The 17,618-nt window shown below is 62.6% G+C and carries 16 protein-coding genes; 12 read left to right on the forward strand and 4 right to left on the reverse strand.

Annotated elements, in window-relative coordinates:
* Nucleotides 1–9: 9 nt before the first annotated feature.
* The 6 genes from J2X09_RS26270 (at nt 10) to J2X09_RS26295 (ending at nt 5,942) form a co-directional block, all read left to right on the forward strand.
* Nucleotides 10–159: a metal-sensing transcriptional repressor gene (locus tag J2X09_RS26270; RefSeq protein ID WP_310309838.1), complete on the forward strand. Its 150-nt coding sequence runs from the start codon at nt 10–12 to the stop codon at nt 157–159.
* Between the two features lie 49 nt (nt 160–208).
* Complete coding sequence (locus tag J2X09_RS26275) at nt 209–1,534, forward strand: MFS transporter (protein WP_204735903.1); 1,326 nt, start codon at nt 209–211, stop codon at nt 1,532–1,534.
* A gap of 234 nt (nt 1,535–1,768) precedes the next feature.
* Nucleotides 1,769–2,719, forward strand: coding sequence for a chromate resistance protein ChrB domain-containing protein (locus tag J2X09_RS26280; RefSeq protein WP_204735902.1), 951 nt, complete (start codon nt 1,769–1,771; stop codon nt 2,717–2,719).
* Entirely contained in the window at nt 2,716–4,041 is a 1,326-nt protein-coding gene (gene chrA, locus J2X09_RS26285; protein ID WP_204735901.1) for a chromate efflux transporter, read from the forward strand. Before J2X09_RS26280 ends, chrA begins: the two co-directional genes overlap by 4 nt.
* A gap of 10 nt (nt 4,042–4,051) precedes the next feature.
* The gene (locus J2X09_RS26290) at nt 4,052–4,966 is read left to right on the forward strand and encodes a Fe-Mn family superoxide dismutase (RefSeq protein WP_204735900.1); all 915 of its coding nucleotides are present in this window, start codon (nt 4,052–4,054) and stop codon (nt 4,964–4,966) included.
* A gap of 58 nt (nt 4,967–5,024) precedes the next feature.
* Nucleotides 5,025–5,942, forward strand: a complete 918-nt coding sequence (locus tag J2X09_RS26295) for an MBL fold metallo-hydrolase (protein WP_204735899.1) — start codon at nt 5,025–5,027, stop codon at nt 5,940–5,942.
* Between the two features lie 287 nt (nt 5,943–6,229).
* On the opposite strand, the gene J2X09_RS26300 is transcribed toward J2X09_RS26295, so the two are convergent.
* From J2X09_RS26300 to J2X09_RS26310, 3 genes are all read right to left on the reverse strand, one after another.
* On the reverse strand, nt 6,230–7,762 hold the full coding sequence (locus J2X09_RS26300; protein WP_204735898.1) for an argonaute/piwi family protein: 1,533 nt from the start codon (nt 7,760–7,762) through the stop codon (nt 6,230–6,232).
* The gene (locus tag J2X09_RS26305) at nt 7,759–9,144 is read right to left on the reverse strand and encodes a toll/interleukin-1 receptor domain-containing protein (protein WP_204735897.1); all 1,386 of its coding nucleotides are present in this window, start codon (nt 9,142–9,144) and stop codon (nt 7,759–7,761) included. Before J2X09_RS26305 ends, J2X09_RS26300 begins: the two co-directional genes overlap by 4 nt.
* Before the next feature lie 225 nt (nt 9,145–9,369).
* Nucleotides 9,370–9,801, reverse strand: a complete 432-nt coding sequence (locus J2X09_RS26310) for an HU family DNA-binding protein (protein WP_204735904.1) — start codon at nt 9,799–9,801, stop codon at nt 9,370–9,372.
* 887 nt (nt 9,802–10,688) lie between these two features.
* Between J2X09_RS26310 and J2X09_RS26315 the strand changes: the two genes are divergently transcribed.
* The 6 genes from J2X09_RS26315 (at nt 10,689) to J2X09_RS26340 (ending at nt 16,563) form a co-directional block, all read left to right on the forward strand.
* The gene (locus tag J2X09_RS26315; protein ID WP_204735896.1) at nt 10,689–11,882 is read left to right on the forward strand and encodes an ABC-three component system protein; all 1,194 of its coding nucleotides are present in this window, start codon (nt 10,689–10,691) and stop codon (nt 11,880–11,882) included.
* Nucleotides 11,879–12,367 (forward strand): three component ABC system middle component, encoded by a 489-nt coding sequence (locus tag J2X09_RS26320; protein ID WP_204735895.1) that lies wholly within the window; start codon nt 11,879–11,881, stop codon nt 12,365–12,367. Before J2X09_RS26315 ends, J2X09_RS26320 begins: the two co-directional genes overlap by 4 nt.
* A complete protein-coding gene (locus tag J2X09_RS26325; RefSeq protein ID WP_204735894.1) occupies nt 12,364–14,340 on the forward strand; it encodes a DUF3732 domain-containing protein in 1,977 nt (658 codons plus the stop codon). Before J2X09_RS26320 ends, J2X09_RS26325 begins: the two co-directional genes overlap by 4 nt.
* A 447-nt stretch (nt 14,341–14,787) precedes the next feature.
* Complete coding sequence (locus J2X09_RS26330; protein ID WP_310309854.1) at nt 14,788–15,462, forward strand: tyrosine-type recombinase/integrase; 675 nt, start codon at nt 14,788–14,790, stop codon at nt 15,460–15,462.
* Nucleotides 15,463–15,539: 77 nt separating this feature from the next.
* The gene (locus J2X09_RS26335) at nt 15,540–15,953 is read left to right on the forward strand and encodes a tyrosine-type recombinase/integrase (RefSeq protein WP_204735892.1); all 414 of its coding nucleotides are present in this window, start codon (nt 15,540–15,542) and stop codon (nt 15,951–15,953) included.
* Nucleotides 15,954–16,110: 157 nt separating this feature from the next.
* Nucleotides 16,111–16,563 carry a hypothetical protein gene (locus J2X09_RS26340; protein WP_204735891.1) on the forward strand — a complete coding sequence of 151 codons (453 nt, stop codon included), beginning with the start codon at nt 16,111–16,113 and terminating at the stop codon, nt 16,561–16,563.
* 199 nt (nt 16,564–16,762) lie between these two features.
* Here the strand turns inward: J2X09_RS26340 and J2X09_RS26345 are convergent.
* On the reverse strand, nt 16,763–17,618 hold an 856-nt coding region (locus J2X09_RS26345), incomplete at its 5' end, for an IS5 family transposase (RefSeq protein WP_310309857.1).

Below are 17,618 nucleotides of genomic sequence, written 5' to 3' on the forward strand. Positions count from 1 at the left end.
GCGCAGCAATTGCAGGCGGTGGAGAAGGCCATCCAGCAAGCCAAGAAGGCCTTGATCCAGGACCACCTGGATCACTGTCTCGAAGACCTGGTGGGGCCCCTGAAATCGGGGCAACGCCATTCGCTGGACGAGTTCAGGGAAATCACGCGCTACCTCTGAGCCCGTCGCGTCCATGCCCCCGAGCGCATGGACAACGAGAACAACAGACATGCTGGACATCCTCTCCCACCGCACCTACCGCCACCTCTTTGCCGCGCAGGTGATCGCCTTGATCGGCACCGGTCTGGCCACCGTGGCCCTGGGCCTGCTGGCCTTCGAACTGGCTGGCGACAACGCGGGCATGGTGCTGGGCACGGCCCTAGCCATCAAGATGATCGCGTACGTGGGTGTGGCGCCGGTGGCTGCCGCGTTTGCCGATCGCCTGCCCCGGCGCACCCTGCTGGTCACGCTGGACCTCGTGCGTGCGGCGGTGGCGCTGCTGTTGCCGTTTGTCTCCCAGATCTGGGAGGTGTACGTGTTGATTTTTGTGCTGCAGGCGGCCTCGGCCGCGTTCACACCCACCTTCCAGGCGACCATCCCAGATGTGTTGCCGCTGGAGAAGGACTACACCAAAGCCCTGTCGCTCTCGCGCCTGGCCTACGACATGGAGAGCCTGGTCAGCCCGATGCTGGCGGCCGCCCTGCTCACGGTGATCGGGTTTCACGATCTGTTTGCCGGCACGGTGGTGGGCTTCCTGGCCTCGGCTGCGCTGGTGGTCTCTGTGGTGTTGCCCGCGCATCCTGCGCCGAAGCGCCGCGGCATTTACGAGCGCACCACGCGCGGGCTTCGCATCTATCTCGCCACGCCTCGCCTGCGTGGGCTACTGGCGATCAGCGCGGCCGTGGCGGCGGCGGGCTCCATGGTGTTTGTGAACACGGTGGTCATCGTGCAAGCCGGCATGGGACTGAGCCAGAGTGCCGTCGCACTGGCCCTGGCCAGTTTCGGCGCAGGCTCCATGGTGGCCGCGCTCGCCTTGCCTCGGCTGCTGGAGAAGCTGCCCGATCGCACCGCGATGCTGGGGGGCATCGGTCTGATGGTCATAGGTCTGTTCGCGGGTGCCTTCGTGGTCGGACAGGCTTCGTTGATGGTCTTGTGGTTCGTGCTCGGACTGGGCTACTCCACCGCCCAGACGCCTTCCGGGCGCTTGCTTCGGCGGTCTGCGCATGCCGAGGACAGGCCTGCTTTGTTCGCTGCGCAGTTCGCGCTGTCACACGCCTGCTGGTTGGTGTTCTATCCCCTGGCCGGTTGGCTCGGTACCCGTTTCGGCATGTCGGCGACGTTTGTGGTGTTGGGCATTTCGGGCGCATCGGCCATCTGGGTGGCGTCAAAGGTCTGGCCGGCGCAAGACCCTGAGGTGATCGAGCACGAGCACCCGGACCTGCCGGCCGGACACGCTCACACGCAGGGGACTGTCGCCAGCGGCAGTCCGGTGCGCCATGCGCACGCTTTTGTGGTGGATGACCAGCATCCACATTGGCCGAGCGCGCACACCTGATCACCCGCCCTCGGCCCGCGGTGAGTTGTGCATCAGCGCTCTAGCGCGGTCTCCCCCTCACTTCACGCGTTGGGTTTGTCGGCCACGCGGCTGGGATGAAGACGTGGCTGGATGTTCCGAATGAGCGTACGTCTAGCCAAGGCGGCCTTGCGAGGTAGCGCCCCTCACTCGGCATAACCATTGCATCAGTGTTTGAAATGGTTGTTTCATGATTTGTAGGCTACATTTCAAAGCATGTGGTCCATTCTTTTTCTCACTTTGCCCACCCAGCCCACCGCCGTGCGGCTGCGCGTCTGGCGCTCGCTCAAGGCGCTGGGTTGTCCGCTGCTGCGGGACGGCGCCTACCTGCTGCCGCGGGACCGGCAGGATAGCTTTCAGCCCATAGTCGATGAGGTTCGCCAGCATGGCGGATCAGCCCAGGTCATGTGGCTCACACCCAGCGACGAAGTCCAGCGCGACGAGGTTCTCGCCCTTTTCGACCGCAGTGCTGCCTACGAGCAGTGGCGCAACACCCTGGACGGCTGGCTGACCGCGCTGCCCGCAACCGCAGAGACCGAGGCACGCCGTCAGTGGCGCGGCATCGAGCAGGCGCTGCGCGACATTCAGGCCATCGATCACTATCCCGGCGAGGCCACGCTGCAAGCCGACGCGGCCCTGGCCGATGCGCGAGCCGCGCTGGACACGCGCTTCTCGCACAACGAACCCCGTGCAAAGGCCGACCATGGCATCGCCCGACTGGATGCGCGCAAGTTCCGGGGCAAACGTTGGGCGACTCGCGCCCGCCCGTGGGTGGACCGACTGGCCAGCGCTTGGCTGATCCGCCGCTTCATTGACCCGCAGGCCCAGTTCGTCTGGCTGCGGGACGTTGCTTCCGTCCCGCGCGGCGCGTTGGGCTTCGATTTCGACGGCGCGCGCTTCACCCATGTGGGCACGCGCGTCACGTTCGAGGTGCTGCTGGCCAGCTTTGGGTTGGAGCAAGACACCAGGCTGAGTCGCCTGGGCGCGGTCGTTCACTACCTGGACGCAGGCGGTATTCCTGCACCCGAGGCCGGTGGTCTGGAAGCCGTGCTGGCCGGTCTTCGAGAGCTGCACGCCGACGACAACACCCTGCTGGACGCGGCCTGCGCCGTGTTCGACGCCCTGTTCGCCAACCCCGGCAACACCAGCCTACCAACACGACCATGAACCGGCCCGACCCTGTCTCTTTCACCGAGGCCCTGCGCTTCTGGCTCAAGCTCGGCTGCATCAGCTTCGGCGGTCCGGCCGGGCAGATCGCGATCATGCACACCGAGCTGGTGGAGCGTCGGCGCTGGATCAGCGAGAACCGTTTTCTGCACGCGCTCAACTACTGCATGCTGCTGCCCGGACCCGAGGCCCAGCAGCTGGCCACCTACATCGGATGGTTGATGCACCGCAGCTGGGGCGGCATCGTTGCGGGTGCCTTGTTCGTGCTTCCCTCGCTGTTCATCCTGATCGCACTGTCCTGGATCTACTTGGTCTTTGGAGACGTACCCGTGGTGGCGGGTCTGTTCTACGGCATCAAGCCTGCGGTCACCGCGCTGGTGCTGCATGCCGCTCACCGCATCGGCACGCGAGCGCTCAAGAACCGCTGGATGTGGGGCATTGCAGCCGCGTCGTTTGTGGCGATCTTCGCGTTCGACACACCGTTTCCTGCCATCGTTGCGGCGGCCGGGTTGATCGGCTGGCTGGGGTCCAAACGCTGGCCCATGGTGTTTGCATTGGGCGGTGGGCACGGCGGGCCCATCAAAGGGTACGGCCCGGCGTTGATCGACGACGACACCCCCACACCGGATCACGCACAGTTCAACTACGGTCGGCTGGTGCGCGTGCTGGCCGTGGGCCTGGTGCTCTGGCTGCTGGGCATGGGCGCCCTGCTGGTCTGGCAGGGCTGGGACGCCACCCTGACGCAGATGGGCTGGTTCTTCACCAAGGCCGCGCTGCTGACCTTCGGTGGCGCCTACGCGGTGTTGCCCTACGTGTACCAGGGTGCGGTGGAGACCTTCCAGTGGCTCAGCGGTCCGCAGATGATCGACGGCCTGGCGCTGGGCGAAACCACACCCGGTCCGCTCATCATGGTGGTGGCGTTTGTCGGCTTCGTGGGGGGCTGGAACCAGGCCGTGCTGGGGCCGGACGCGTTGTTCGCCGGCGCGGCACTGGCGGCCACGGTGGTCACCTTCTTCACCTTCCTGCCTTCCTTCGTGTTCATCCTCGCTGGCGGCCCGCTGGTGGAGGCCACGCACGGCAAGCTGGGCTTCACCGCGCCGCTCTCGGCCATCACGGCGGCGGTGGTCGGCGTCATCCTCAACCTCGCGCTGTTCTTCGCATACCACGTCTGGTGGCCGCAAGGCTTTGAGGGTGCCTTCGACGCCGTGTCGGCCGCGATCACGGTGGCAGCCGCGGTAGCGCTGTTCCGCTTCAAGACCGGTGTTCTGCCATTGCTCGGCGTCTGCGCAGCCGCCGGGCTGGCCTTCACGCTGCTGCGCTGAGGAGTCAAACATGAACCTGCAAGCCTTGCCCCTTCCCTACGCACCGGGTGCCATATCCGGTCTTTCTGAACGGCTGATGAGCAGCCACCACCAGAACAACTACGGCGGTGCGGTCAAACGCCTGAACGCCATTCGCGCCCAGCTGGCGGCCACCCCTTTTGCCAGCACGCCGGGTTTTTTGCTCAACGGCCTCAAGCGCGAAGAGCTGATCGCCACCAACTCGATGCTGCTGCACGAGCTGTATTTCGCCAGCCTGGGCGGTGACGGCCAGACGATGGAGCCCGCGATGCGGCTGGCGCTGGATGCCAATTTCGGAGGTCTGGAACGCTGGCGTGAGCAGTTCGGCGCCTGCGCCAAGGCACTGGGGGGCGGCTCGGGCTGGATGCTGCTGGTGTTCAACCCGCGCGAGGGAACGCTGGTCAATCAGTGGTCGGCCGACCACACCCATGCGCTGGCCGGCGGCACACCGCTGCTGGCGCTGGACATGTACGAACACGCCTACCACCTGGACTTTGGCGCCAACGCCGCTGCGTATGTCGATGCATGCCTGGCGGCGATCGACTGGGCGGGCGTCTACGCGCGCTACAAAACCGCGGTGCACGCGGCCAGCGAAGGCTTTGGTGCTGAGCAGGGCGACATCGCAAACAGCCTGGTGCTGGACGTGCGGCGCGCGGGTGTCTTCGAAAAAGCCACAACGCAACTGCCGGGCGCCGCCTGGCGCGACCCCGCTGATGTGGCGCAGTGGGCGACCGATCTGCCACATGACCGCCCTGTCACTGTCTACTGCGTTTACGGTCACGAGGTCAGTCGTGCCACCGCATTGCGCCTGCGCGCCATCGGCGTGGACGCGCGCTACCTGATTGGTGGTATCGACGGCTGGAGCAATGCCGGCATGCCCGTGGAGCCCAGGGGCCAACGGCCTTGACTGGGTCACACTCTCACGGCCATCGCTTGCCATCCCTCGTCGCCTTGAACACCACCCCATGCCAAAAATCCTTGCCGCGCTGTTGATCGCGTTCCTGCACACTGCCTCCGGTGCGGTTGAAGTCCAGTTCCAAAAGGTGACCGAAGGCGTCTATGCCCATGTTGGCGACCTGGGGGCCCGCACACGCGATAACGAAGCGTTGAACGCCAACATTGGCTTGGTGCTCACACCACGCGGTACGGTGCTGATTGACAGTGGGGCGACCCACCTGAGTGCCCGCGATATTGACCAGGCCGCGCGGCGCGTCACAGACCAGCCCATCCGCTGGGTGATCAACACGGGCGGCCAGGATCACCGCTGGTTGGGTAACAGTTACTTCCAAGCGCAGGGGGCGGAACTTATCGCGCACGCCAGCGCCGTACCGGATATGCGGGCCCGGGCGGGTGACCAGATGCAGGCACTCAAAGGCATGCTCGGGCCCCGATTCGAGGGTACCCAAGCTGTCTACCCGACCCGGCTCATCGCCACCCCCGACGCGCAGCTTGATCTGGGCGGCGTCCGATTTGAGTTGCGCCATCGCGGCGGCGGACACACACCCGGAGACATGATGGTGTGGCTTCCAAAGACAAACGTGCTGTTCACGGGTGACATCGTCTACGTAGATCGCATGCTCGCAGTGCTCCCTGTCAGCAACACCCGTCAGTGGCTCTTGGCGATCGATGAAATGGAAGCTCTCAACCCGACGCACATCGTGCCGGGACACGGCAAGGTCACGGACTTGGCCACGGCACGAGCTCAGACGCGTGACTACCTCGTTCGACTGCGCGCCCACCTCAAACCGGCGGTGGAGCGCGGAGATGACATTGGTGCTGCTGCGCGAAGTTTTGACATGGCGCCGTTTGCGAATCTGCTCAACGCAGCCGACTTGCACCCGGGTAACGCGAGCCGCGTCTACTTGGAGCTGGAGCGGGAGTGACTCATCCAAGGGCAACTTGGATGGGTTTTGGCGGGTGCGAGCTCGACCATTGACTACCGTAGCCCCCAGCCCGCTCGGGCAAGGTAGGTCCGGTTTTCGACGAATTGCTGACGCTCGAACTGCTGCATGCACAAGGGGGATGAGTGACTCACATGTTCTCAATCACTTAATAGCGAATGTCCGAGACCAGTCTGAAGGCGCCTGTCGAGCACCGAACTACGACTGTGCAGAGCTTGCTGTCAGTCACCCTCTGAAGCCAAGCCGTGTTATTCCCTTCGGGTATCGAGTCAGATGTAGTAGCGAAACGGGAGTGGAGGCAGCTCGTTCTTCCGAGGCGCAGCCGTCAAGATTTCACCGACCGCATCGGCGAAGCGTAGTGTCACCGGTACGCCGTCTCCGAAGATGCACGCGTTGTAATTGAGCTTGGTCAGGGCGAGCACGTCCGCCATGACCTGCTTGATGTCCGCCACCCCTCGGCAAATCTCGATCGACAGCGGGTTGGGCACCTCGCGGCCGGCATAGGTCTGCAACCTCGGCACGAAGCCTTTGGTCCAGAGATACGCCATCCACCGCGATCTAACCCAGCCCACACCTCGGGCGATGTTTATCGTGCCGTGCCGGTAGAGCTTCAGGCCCGCGTCCTGGCGGATACGTACGCACACCACATTGGTCTCGGGAGGCACGGTTTCCTTGAAGCCCTCCCACTCCTCGGCCGAGAAACGCGTCTTACCGTGGATGAAGAGCTCCTTGGGGGCCTCACCGCGATGGTTCTTGCGATATGAGTCCACGACCATCGCCATCAGGGATTTGGCCTTCTCCTTGGGGAGGTGAAAGTCGTCCTTGGTCGAGGTGAGCCATGGGCCGACCGCTCCGCGAAACACGACGCCGTCGCCGGAGTCGAGGAACATCTGGGCGCCGCAGCAGGCGTTGCCCGGCTCGGCCGAAGACGAATCCTTCTTGAAGACGATGCCGACATAGCAGACGCCCGGGCGCGATGCCGCAAGCTGCCAAGGCTTGCCGCCGGACTTGAAGAAGCAGGTCGTGGCGAGATTCCACGCAAGGGTCGCAGGGTCTTGAAGGCCACGGCCAGGCATGCCGTTCTCGCGGACGAATTCTTCGGGTGCGAGCGTGGTCTCGCGGACCACTTGCACCGCCGCCTTGTGCTCCAACAGCCGGGCTTTGAGCTGATTGTGGAAGTCGAGCTCGTAGAGGTAAATCTCGGCCGACGCGTTGTCTTCCTCGAACAGGCCCGGAGCCTTGAGCAGCCGGGTCGCCGCCGCCTTGTCCATCAGCACGCCGGAGCGCTGCTTCTGGCTGGCCTCGACTTTGGACTGCGGGCGGCAATACTTGTGGACATCCTCGGGCACGACGGCCATCCACAGATCGATGGTCGATTCGCTGCCGTCGCGCAAGTGGTTGGCGATCGCATCGGAATAGAGAGAGACGGCCTTGTGGATCGCCTGGTGGCGATCTGAGATGCGGATCGCATTGGCAAGCGCGGCAGCGTCGATTTCCAGCCATGTCGCGGGCTGAGTGGGCCACTCCACGCCGAACAGGGCTTGGAAGCCCGGAAACATGGTGTGGTTGGGGTTGTCAGCCAGCGCCGGTGCGATGGGCTTGGCCAAGCGCGCTACGCACGCCGAGTACCGGCGCAGGCCCTCCTTTGTGGAGACCACGCCGATGCGCAGCTTCGACCCCGCCTGAGGGCTCTCCTTTGGGCCATACAGCAGCAGGCCGTCCTTGGGATGCTCCATGGACTGCCCATAGCCGAAAAGCAGCTCGGGCTCAGCGATCTCGATCAGATTGAGTTCGAGGGTCATGCCGGAACGTCGTCGGCGTCGAAGTCATCGACCTCGCCCAATTCGTCGTCGGGCTCATCGACAGGATCGTCGTCGATGGATGGCGCCAAGTCGGAGAGGCCCACGGGCGAACTGAACATGATCGGCGTGGCAGACACAACGACCTCGCGGCCCGAGCCCACTGGCAGCTGGATCTCTGTAGCACCGTCTGCGACTACGGCGAGGAAGGCACGCAGGAAGCCGCGCCAGCGGTCATTCCACCAACTGCGGCAAAAGCTCATTCTCAGGCGGTGCGCCTTTGCTGGCACGTCGAACGGCTTGCCTTCTTCATCGGTGAAGACGATTGTGGCGCGCAGCTCGATCCGCCACGGCTCGTCGAACTGGGGCACCATGCCCACTGCGTAGCACCAATTGGCCTTCTTCTTCTCGCTGCGGCCATTGAGCCCTTTACGGCGCTTCCGGCCATCGACGTCAATGAATGCGACCTTCTCGCCGCGACCCTTGGTGAGCTCGGGCGTGACATAGAAGACCTTGCGCCCGCCAGCTTGCTCAAAGACGCCGAGGCCCTTGGCCTCCATAGCGAGCTCCCAGGCCTGCCGCACGAGGTTGGCGACGCGCTTGCGGGCCTCACGCGCATCGACGTACTTGTCGCCGAAAGTGGCGCCGCTTTGAATGAACATGGTCGAGTCCACGCCAGCGGAGGCCTTGAGCATGACCGACTTGGACATGTTGGAGACGAGGTCGGCCGCCTTGGCGAAGCCGACGATGCGGTCCTCATGCTCGAACCAAGGGATGCCGCGGTTGAGGTCAGTGACCTTGATCTCTCGCTCGCTTCCCAAGATGCGGGCGGTCTCGATCGGTGGCAGCGAGACAACGCTGAGCCATGTCGAGTCCAGCGATTCCTTAGACTCGGTGCGCAATATCGCGCCCTCCTTCACTTCGGCGAGCCAGTGCCTGGCGGAGCGCGGATCGGGGGCCGCCACCTTGGGCGCATTGGCCTCGGTCAACGTGTCGAGCAGGTCGGCCAAGCCCGCGTGCCATCCGTTGGCGAAGTCGATCACGTTCTTGCGGTGGATCCCGATGGGCAGCAGCGAGAAATCGTACTTGTCTAAGCGCAGCGGGATCACGAAGCCCGGCATCGACTTCTCAATGGTCTGAGCCAGCGCCCATTCGTCCTTAACGCCTTGCTTGTCCACCGCGACCGTGGAGACCACGGCCAAGAAGCGGTAGGACTCATTCCGGATGGCCCGTTCAATCTTGTCCCAGAAGTAGTCGCCGCCCTTGAGGCGGCCGAGATCGTGCCAGACGGAGAATCCCGAAAGCTCCAAGCGAGCGCCAAGCCAACTCACAAAGCCATTGTCCTCAGGCGTGGCATGGCTGATGAAAATGGATTGGCGGCTCATCTAGGCATTGTCTGCGATGCTGAGCGAATGTCAGCTTCCGGCATGAGCGGGAGCGTTCGATCGTCCCCCGACGAGAGACTGCCGTCTGGAACGGGCGTTCGACCAGCGTGAGCACGAGCTTCTTGGAGTGCGCAGGATTGGCTTAGTGGGGCTCTTCGTGGCTTGCCCCCAGATACAGCGCTGCTGAACTGGGCGCTCAGCTTGCGGCCAAGCGCCCGGGACACCTTAGAGGGAGGCGTCCTTGATCTTCTTCAGGGGGCGGACCTTCACGCGCACGGTGGCGGGCTTGGCTGCGAATTCGCGCTCGACCTTGGTGAAGGGGTCGATGCCGCGGCGCTTCTTCTTCGCCGGAATCGCCTGCGCGGTGATCTTGAGCAGACCTGGCAGCGTGAACTCGCCCAGGCCCTTCTTGCTCATGGAGGCAACGATCGTGGCTTCCAGTGCTGCCAGGACCGCTTTGGCGGCCTTCGGATCGACGCCGGCGACTTCAGCCAGGTGAGCTTGCAGCGTAGTCTTGTTGAAGGCGGTCTTGATCGGCCTCAGGAGCGCCAGGCTCGCGGCCGGCTTCTTGGCCACAGCGGCCTTGGGGGCTGCGACAGCCTTTTTCGCGACGGGTGCTGCCTTCTTCGCAGCCGTGGTCTTCTTTGCAGTTGCCATGGATTTATCTACTTTCGAGTGATGAAAATGCGCAAAGTGCGCAACACGATTGTAGAAACGTTGAGCGACCACGCGAAGTTCAAGAGCCGTCGAGCCTAATGGCTGGATAGCCCTGAACTTCGCCCAGGGCGACCAGGGTGGAACAGCGGCTACGCAGTCGTTCGTCGCTACGACAACTAGGTAGCTCGCGTCGTCGCGGGCGCCGTGTCAGCTAGGCTGCCGCATTCTTCCATCTAGGGAAACTGCAACTTTCTCACGGTAGTGGTCATTGCTCCCACATATAGAGGATATTGCCAGGGCGTCGAGCCCTTAGATTTGACATGGCGCACTGTGTGAGTGCGTGGCTTCTCGACTTGCTGTTCTAGCTACGCTGGTGGCACGAGAAGATTCTGATTTGCTTCAACCCGAAAAGGAGAACGGATATGAGGAGAGGAATTGCTTTGTTCTTGGTGGCATTGGCGACAGTCTCGTTTGCTCATGCACACTCAGGCGGCACTGATAGGAACGGTTGTCACGCCGGCTCTCAGCCTTATCACTGTCACTAAAGTGCCAAATCGGTGTGAAGGCGCTAGAGGTTGCGCTGCCTCCCGCTATCGGGTGGCGCTTCCGCGGCGTCCTTACTAGCCGGGTCGCGGCTTCAGACTGATTGAGTCATTCAGAGCCGCGGACAGAATCGGCGGCGAACATAAACATCGGTCAGTGGACGCCGGTGGTTCTGACCGACGACTTCACTCTTGGCTCCAGGCGCTGGACCGCGGATCAAACAGCGTACCGGCACGAACGAACGCTCCAGTCGATGGATATGATTCCTGTAGCGGCAGGAACCTGAAGACCCAGGACATGGGCATCTGACCCGTGATTGGTCGCGGGCAAGCAAGGGAGGACCAGTGGCAACACACACGGACAAGTACGCAGCCGGCGAGCAGGGGCTCGGCTACGTCTATCAGATTCGCTTTGCGCTCGCGCACCTGATGAAGCAGGACGAGAGCCAAGCACTGCTCATCGAGGCCGACGACGACGTCGAACTGCGCGACGTCGACGGCAAGAAAACGCTGATATCGCTGAAGCACAAGCAGGTCGGTGAGACCGTGGGCACGCTGTCGACCGACTTCTGGAAGTCCGTCCGCATCTGGCTCGACCGGTACATCCGGGACGGCAACCTCGCCTGCGACCACTCGTACTGCATGGCGACGACGGCGCGCGTCGGTCCCACTTCGCTGCTTCGGTATTTCCTCGACGGTGCCGATGCAAAGCCAGCGGGCTTCGCCATCCAGCTCGTCACTGAACTCAAGGGCTCGAAGGCCGCGCTGAGTGCGCAGATTGAGACCACGTTCAGCTCCCTGACCGCGACCCAACAGGACGACTTTCTGGCCCGCATCGTGATTGCCGACAGTTCGCTGCGCATCAAGGAGCTCGACACCGCCTTCGCCCCGCTCCTGCGGTCGGTAGCAGCGAAGTTCCGCATTGATGTCCGCGAACGCATGGAAGGGTGGTGGCTCAGGGAAGCCATCGAGCTCATCCAGGGTGAGCGCAAGCCCATCACCGGCGCTGAGGTCTGGGCGAAGTTTGCGCAGGTCAACAGCGAGTACTACGACGAGCGCCTGCCAATCACCTTCGACGACGCTTACCCTGATGAGGAAATCGACGCGATGAAGGACACCCGGCAGTTCGTCGAGCAGCTGCGGGCGATTGGCATGTCCAGCGACAGCCTGGAGATGGCAATTCTGGACTTCTACCGCGCGTTCGCCCAACGTGCGCACTGGACCCGAGTCAACGCCCTCGTTGGCGGCGAGATTCGGAAGTTCGAGCTGCGCCTGGTCGAAGAATGGAAGCGCGCCAGAGGCTGGGCAATGATGAAGGCACCACAGAACGAGGCCGAATTCCAAGCTGCGGGCCGCCAGCTGTATGACTGGGCCGAGAACCAATCCAAGGGCCTGCAAATCCGCAAGGACGTCACGGAGGACTTTGTTCGCCGTGGCAGCTTCCACATCCTCGCAGACGAGAAACCGATGCCCCGTGTGCACTGGCATCCCCAGTTCCTCATGCGCCTGAAGGCTGCCACATCGAAGGTGCCTGCATGAGGGACTGGTCCTCTCGACCTTTTGAAGAGCGGAACCTCTTCAACCCGGCGTTCTGCGCGGTGGTCTTGGCTGCAGCCATCCGCGAGTACGAACGCATTGCGAGGAAGCCAATGCCCTACTCCTTGACGCTGATTGTCCTGCCGATGTGCCTGCACCAAGCCTCGCGCGAGGAGATTCTGGAGAACAAGCGGCTTTCCGTCCTGCGTGTGTTCGCGCTTCGCCCGGACTTGCTGGTCGACTTCGCTGAGCGGGCGCGGGCGCTGGTCCAGTACGCCACAGAGGCCTTCGCACTGCTCGCAAGCAAGGACTGCATCAAGGTGGGAGATGACGGCTGCATCAGCCTCATCCCCAGACGGATGTCGCCTCAGCCGTTGAACACCGACGACGCCGAGAGGTGCCGCGCCGCCGCAATCGTCCTCGGTCGCAATTTCGCCCAGATTAACGACCGCGCGACGGTCTACACCAGCTTGTCCATCCGCCCATGAAGATTGCTTCGATTCACATCTACAGCCACGATGGCCGCAGGCGCAACCTCACCCTGAATCCCGATGGGCTCAACATCATCACCGGCCTAGCTTCGACGGGTAAATCTTCCCTGTCGGACATCGTCGAGTACTGCATGGGCGGGGATGAGTGCAAGATTGCGGAGGGCTTCATCCGCGAGAAGGTGTCGTGGTTCGCGGTCACCTTCCAGTTTCCAAACGAGCAGGTGTTCGCTGCCAAGCCAAACCCCAAGCCGGGTCAGGTTCAGTGCTCGCTCGCGATGGTCTTGCGGGGGAGGCAGATTCGCACGCCGGAATTCGACGACCTGAAGCACAACGGTGGCGATGAGCTTGTTCACGAACTGCTCTCTTCCCTGCTCGGCATCCCGGAGACCAAGACTCCGGTTCCGGAGCGCAGCAGCCGCACCGGCTACTCCGTCAACGTTAAGCACACGGCGTTCTATCTCTTCCAGAAGCAAGGCTTGGTGGCCAGCAAGGAGCTCCTGTTCTACCGGCAGGCAGAGGAGCACCTCCCTCAGACCATCCGTGACACTTTTGCCGTCCTCTTCGGCATCTCCAACGTCGGCGACATGGAGACTGAGGCGAACCGACGTGCGACGCAGCGAGAGCTGAAGATTGCTCAGAAAGAACTGAAGCTGGCACAAGAGACGGAGGATGCCCTGGATACGCGCGGCTTGGGCCTGCTGGCTGAGGCGCGGACAGTCGGCATCCCTTTCAGCAACTCCCCAGGCCGTGCCGGGCCAAGCACGGATGGAGCCGAAAGCGACCTGGTCGTGTCCCTTCGAGAGGTCCTTAACTGGCGGCCCGGGCAGGTAGCGCTCATGGCCGAGAGTGAAATGGCGAAGCTCCAGGCTCGTCGTTCAAATCTGCGGGCAGAGCGCCGCCAAGTCCTGGACCAGATTTCATCCGCGCAGCGGTACGTCAAAGGCGCGTCCGACTTCCAGACCGAGGCCCAAGAGCAGCGCTCCCGCCTTGAGTCTATCAATGCACTGCCGCGTGCATCGAATGGCGCCTGGCAGTGGCCATTCCTGAAAGAGGAAGACGCCCGCATGGATGGCATCGCTGAGTCGCTTATGGCCGAGCTATCGAGCCTGGACAGCGAGCTTGAGCAAGTTGGTGGCGCGCGCCCTCGCCTCGATGAGCACCTGGCAGCGCTCACCGACCGCTCCAGCCAACTGAAGGACGCCATCCGCGAGGTCGAGGTCGACCTCAACGTCGCTGTCCTGACCGATGAGAAGGCAGCAGCGCAGGAAGACGCCAACGCACGTGCACTGAAGGTTCAGGGCCGAGTCAGCTTCTATCTGGACAGCTTGAATCCAAGCAATGCCATCAGCACGCTGAAGCTCAAGGTCGAGCGGCTGCAGGCGAAGCTTGACCAGGTTAACCAGAACGCGGGCGCCGACGACGATGCAGACGCGCGTATGGAATCGGTTATCACCCACATTTCCGGCACCATGACCACGTTGGTGAAGGAGTTCAAGGCCTTCTTCTCGGAGTTTCCCTTCCGTCTGGACATGCGCAATCTGACCGTGGTGGTGCAACGTCCAGGAAATCCGGTTCCCATGATTCGAACAGGTGGGGGCGCGAACTGGCTGGCGTATCACATCTCTGCTCTTCTGGCCCTGCACCACTACGCCTCGGAAAACCGTATCCCGATTCCTCGCTTCCTTATGCTGGACCAGCCCACCCAAGTCTATTTTCCGTCGCAGACCATTTATGAATCGGTGGCGGGGGATGCGGAACAGGTCAAGCGTGTGGACGCCGACCTCGAGGCTGCCAAGAAGCTGTTCGAGACGCTGCTGAACTACACCAAGGAGCTGGTACCGGGCTTCCAGCTCATCGTCACCGAACATGCCAACTTCGCTGATGACTGGTTCCAGGACGCGCTGGTTGAAGACCCTTGGATGAACCCGCCCGCGCTAGTGCCGCAGGACTGGCCGAGCTGGCGCAAGTAACGCTTTGACGTCAATACTGCTCGGACGAACAGGTGTTTTCGCCAGACATGCTGACTGGCCTTCGAAGTCGTAGGAGGACATCTGAAGGCTTGATCCGCTGTCCAAGCCTGAACGTCGTGAATGACTGCTGCGCCCTTCGCGCCGGTCATTCGCGGATCACAGGTTCTTCCGAGCGGTTGACGGTTAAGCAGCCGATAGCGTGAATAAGAACATGGCAACCTAAGGACGGCAAATGGCTGCACCGCTGCCCTAAATCGACGAAGTCGAGAACTGCAGCGAAGCGTCGGCTCCTGCCCTTGACGTATCGAAAACACATGTTATCGATACAGGGACCCCCAGAGTTTTCTGCACCGTGCAGGCAAGGGGAGACACCCACCATCGATGCACTCACACGACCAAGTCCCAGGGCACATTCCCTCTCGCATTCACTGCCTCCACAGCGATCCCGTGCTCGATCCCGAGCGCGACAGCGCAGCCAGACGCTTCGCACAACTGGGCTTCATGGCCATCGAGACTCAGTGGCTCGCCAACTTCGCCAGTGTCTGCACCCGGCGCGCCTACGCAGCTGACGTGCGCGATTTCGCCGCGTTCTCTGGGCTGCAAACCCAGTCCGAATTGCTGCAGGTCGCTCGCTCCCATGTGTTGGCCTGGCGCCACCACCTGCAGGCCCAGGGCCTGTCGCCGAGCACCCAACGCCGCAAGCTCGCGGCTCTTTCCTCGTTGATGGAGCATCTGCTCGATGAGCAGCTCATCCCCACGAACCCGGCCCGCGGCGTGCGCAGACCGCGTCTGGAGACTCACGAGGGCAAGACCCCGGCGCTGTCGCTTGAGCAAGCCAAGGCCCTGCTGGAAGCGCCCGATGCGAACACGCTCAAGGGCGTGCGAGACCGTGCGATCCTGGCCGTCATGCTTTTGGGCGGCCTGCGCCGCGCGGAGGTCGTCACCCTTCGCGTGCGGGATTTTGATTGTCAGCGCGCGGGTGTGGCGCACCTGCGGGTGTTGGGCAAGGGTGGCAAGACGCGGTTCATTGCCGCCGCACCCCTCATGCGCGAAAGGGTGCAGCACTACCTGGAGATGAGGTGGCACAGCTTCAAAGCGATGAGCGCCTGTTCGTGCGAATGAAGGCAGTCGGCCGGCACTCCGTTGCCAGGTGCGATGTCAACCCTCAAGGGCGCCATATTGAGGAGGAGGGTAGGTTAGTGAATGACAAAGAGGGCACCGGGCGACGCGCCAGCACGCCCCCAAACATCGAGCCTTCCACCGCGGTATTCGAGCGCGGCTCAGAGGATCCTCAAAATCTGCAGATCAACGCTTCTCAGCAGTCGCGGCGACAGAGGAGGCCCGACACGGCAGTCAAGTCTGCTGGACTCACTGCCGGTGCTGTTGCCCAGCGCATTGTGCAGCCCTATCTGGCGCAAATCGGAGTGGTGGGGGATCGGTTTTCTGCGCATGCGCTGCGGGTTGCAGCCGCCACGCTCGCTTTGCGTGAGCGTGCTGACCTCAACGAAGTGCGGCATTTCCTGGGGCACGCCTGCATCACGACAACCACCGCCTACGACCGGCGCTGGAGCGATGAGAACCAGCCAGTGAGCCTGTTGCTTCCGTTGGGCTGAGGTCCTCGGCGGCAGGGGGCCAGAGGCAGTGCAGTGTGTGTCGATGCCCATCTCATTTTGGGCATCGACATCTGAGCGATAGGATCTGCAAAAAGAGGATATTGTGGACTTGACGGGGAAAGATTTCGTGAGAGCTTGGATGAAAGGAGATCACGAAATGACAACCGTAGCGACCAAACCATCCCTGTGCGTTGAACCAAAATTCACCACCAAATGCTTGCATAAACGCATATCCAAATGCACGCCCGAGGTCGGTCTCGTGCACCGTATCGACGTCGGTATCCACATGCTCGCCACCGAGCGTCTCATCATCGAGTTGCGCAGCATGGATGCAGGCGAACTGACCACCCTCTATTCTTGGGTGGGTCGGGTTGTCGATCCGGCGTGGGTGCGCATTCTCATTGCAAATCCACACGCGCTGGAGTGGCGCGATGTCCGGCGCAACCATCTTCGTGGGGGTGAGTCGTACGCCCGTCAGCACACACTGTATGTGCATATCTACGCACCTTACGAACTTCGTGTGAGCGAGGCGAACGCCCATGAGCGTGTTCAGCGTCGCTTCCTCGATTGGTACGCCTCAGGGGATGCCATTACTTCAAGTCAATCCTGAGCGTGGTGTCCGCAAAAGATTGAGCGCGACCATTCTCCAAGTTAAGCAGCTGCGTTTATCTAAGGCTGCGCTGAACAAGTAGCCGAATTGAGTGGCCCGCTGCGCAAGGGGTCGCTGGCGCGGGTAAGTGGCGTGATTTGACCGCGTTCCTGGGCCATACAGCCCTCGCGCGCACGCTTCTGGCGTGCAACAGGCGCACTCATGCCGCGAAACGCTTTCGCGCCAGGTAGATGTTGGCCAGACCCAGCACCACGAACGAGCGTGTGGCGTTCTTGGCAAGGCCTCGGTAGCGCACCTTGGCAAAGCCCCAGAGCCGCTTGACCACGGCAAAGACGTGTTCGACCCGGGCGCGGATCTTGGACTTGTTGTGATTCTTCGAGCGTGCGGCCTCGTCGATCTCGCCACCCCTGCGCACGCGCTGGTTCGTGAAGTCCTTGGCCTGCGGCGCCTTCGATTCGATCAACGCCCTCTGACTGGCGTAGGCGCTGTCGCCGTATACACGCTGCTCGTTCCCGTGCAACAGCTCGGGCAATGGATGTTTGTCATGCACGTTGGCTGCCGTGACCACGGCGCTGTGCGCCAGCCCGGTGCGACTGTCCACGCCGATGTGCATCTTCATGCCGAAGTACCACTGCTGGCCTTTGCGGGTCTGGTGCATCTCGGGGTCGCGCTGCTTGTCAGCGTTCTTGGTCGAGCTGGGTGCGCCGATGATGGTGGCGTCCACGATGGTGCCGGTGCCCACCTTCATGCCCCGCGCCTGCAGTACCTCCCCCACCTTGGCAAACAAGGCCTCGCCCAGCTTGTGCTTCTCCAGCAGGCGGCGAAACTTCAGCAGCGTGGTCCCGTCAGGCACACGTTCACGCCCCAGATCGATGCCCACAAAGCGGCGCAGCGCCGTGCTGTCCAGCAGAGCCTCCTCGCAGGCCTCATCAGCCAGGTTGAACCAGTGCTGCACGAAGTATGGGTATTTCGGACCAACGTGACCGCTGGTTTCGGTATCGTGACCGAGGATTTCGGCCCATCGTGACCGACTCCGTTGTCGGTTCATCGTGACC

It is taken from the genome of Hydrogenophaga laconesensis, from assembly GCF_031457235.1.
Classification (GTDB): domain Bacteria; phylum Pseudomonadota; class Gammaproteobacteria; order Burkholderiales; family Burkholderiaceae_C; genus Hydrogenophaga; species Hydrogenophaga laconesensis.

Excerpts from the sequence above, each read along its gene's own strand:
- J2X09_RS26275 (WP_204735903.1), top strand. The coding sequence starts at position 209 with ATGCTGGACATCCTCTCCCACCGCACCTACCGCCACCTCTTTGCCGCG.
- J2X09_RS26280 (WP_204735902.1), top strand. The coding sequence starts at position 1,769 with ATGTGGTCCATTCTTTTTCTCACTTTGCCCACCCAGCCCACCGCCGTG.
- chrA (WP_204735901.1), top strand. The coding sequence starts at position 2,716 with ATGAACCGGCCCGACCCTGTCTCTTTCACCGAGGCCCTGCGCTTCTGG.
- J2X09_RS26290 (WP_204735900.1), top strand. The coding sequence starts at position 4,052 with ATGAACCTGCAAGCCTTGCCCCTTCCCTACGCACCGGGTGCCATATCC.
- J2X09_RS26295 (WP_204735899.1), top strand. The coding sequence starts at position 5,025 with ATGCCAAAAATCCTTGCCGCGCTGTTGATCGCGTTCCTGCACACTGCC.
- J2X09_RS26300 (WP_204735898.1), bottom strand. The coding sequence starts at position 7,762 with ATGACCCTCGAACTCAATCTGATCGAGATCGCTGAGCCCGAGCTGCTT.
- J2X09_RS26305 (WP_204735897.1), bottom strand. The coding sequence starts at position 9,144 with ATGAGCCGCCAATCCATTTTCATCAGCCATGCCACGCCTGAGGACAAT.
- J2X09_RS26310 (WP_204735904.1), bottom strand. The coding sequence starts at position 9,801 with ATGGCAACTGCAAAGAAGACCACGGCTGCGAAGAAGGCAGCACCCGTC.
- J2X09_RS26320 (WP_204735895.1), top strand. The coding sequence starts at position 11,879 with ATGAGGGACTGGTCCTCTCGACCTTTTGAAGAGCGGAACCTCTTCAAC.
- J2X09_RS26325 (WP_204735894.1), top strand. The coding sequence starts at position 12,364 with ATGAAGATTGCTTCGATTCACATCTACAGCCACGATGGCCGCAGGCGC.
- J2X09_RS26340 (WP_204735891.1), top strand. The coding sequence starts at position 16,111 with ATGACAACCGTAGCGACCAAACCATCCCTGTGCGTTGAACCAAAATTC.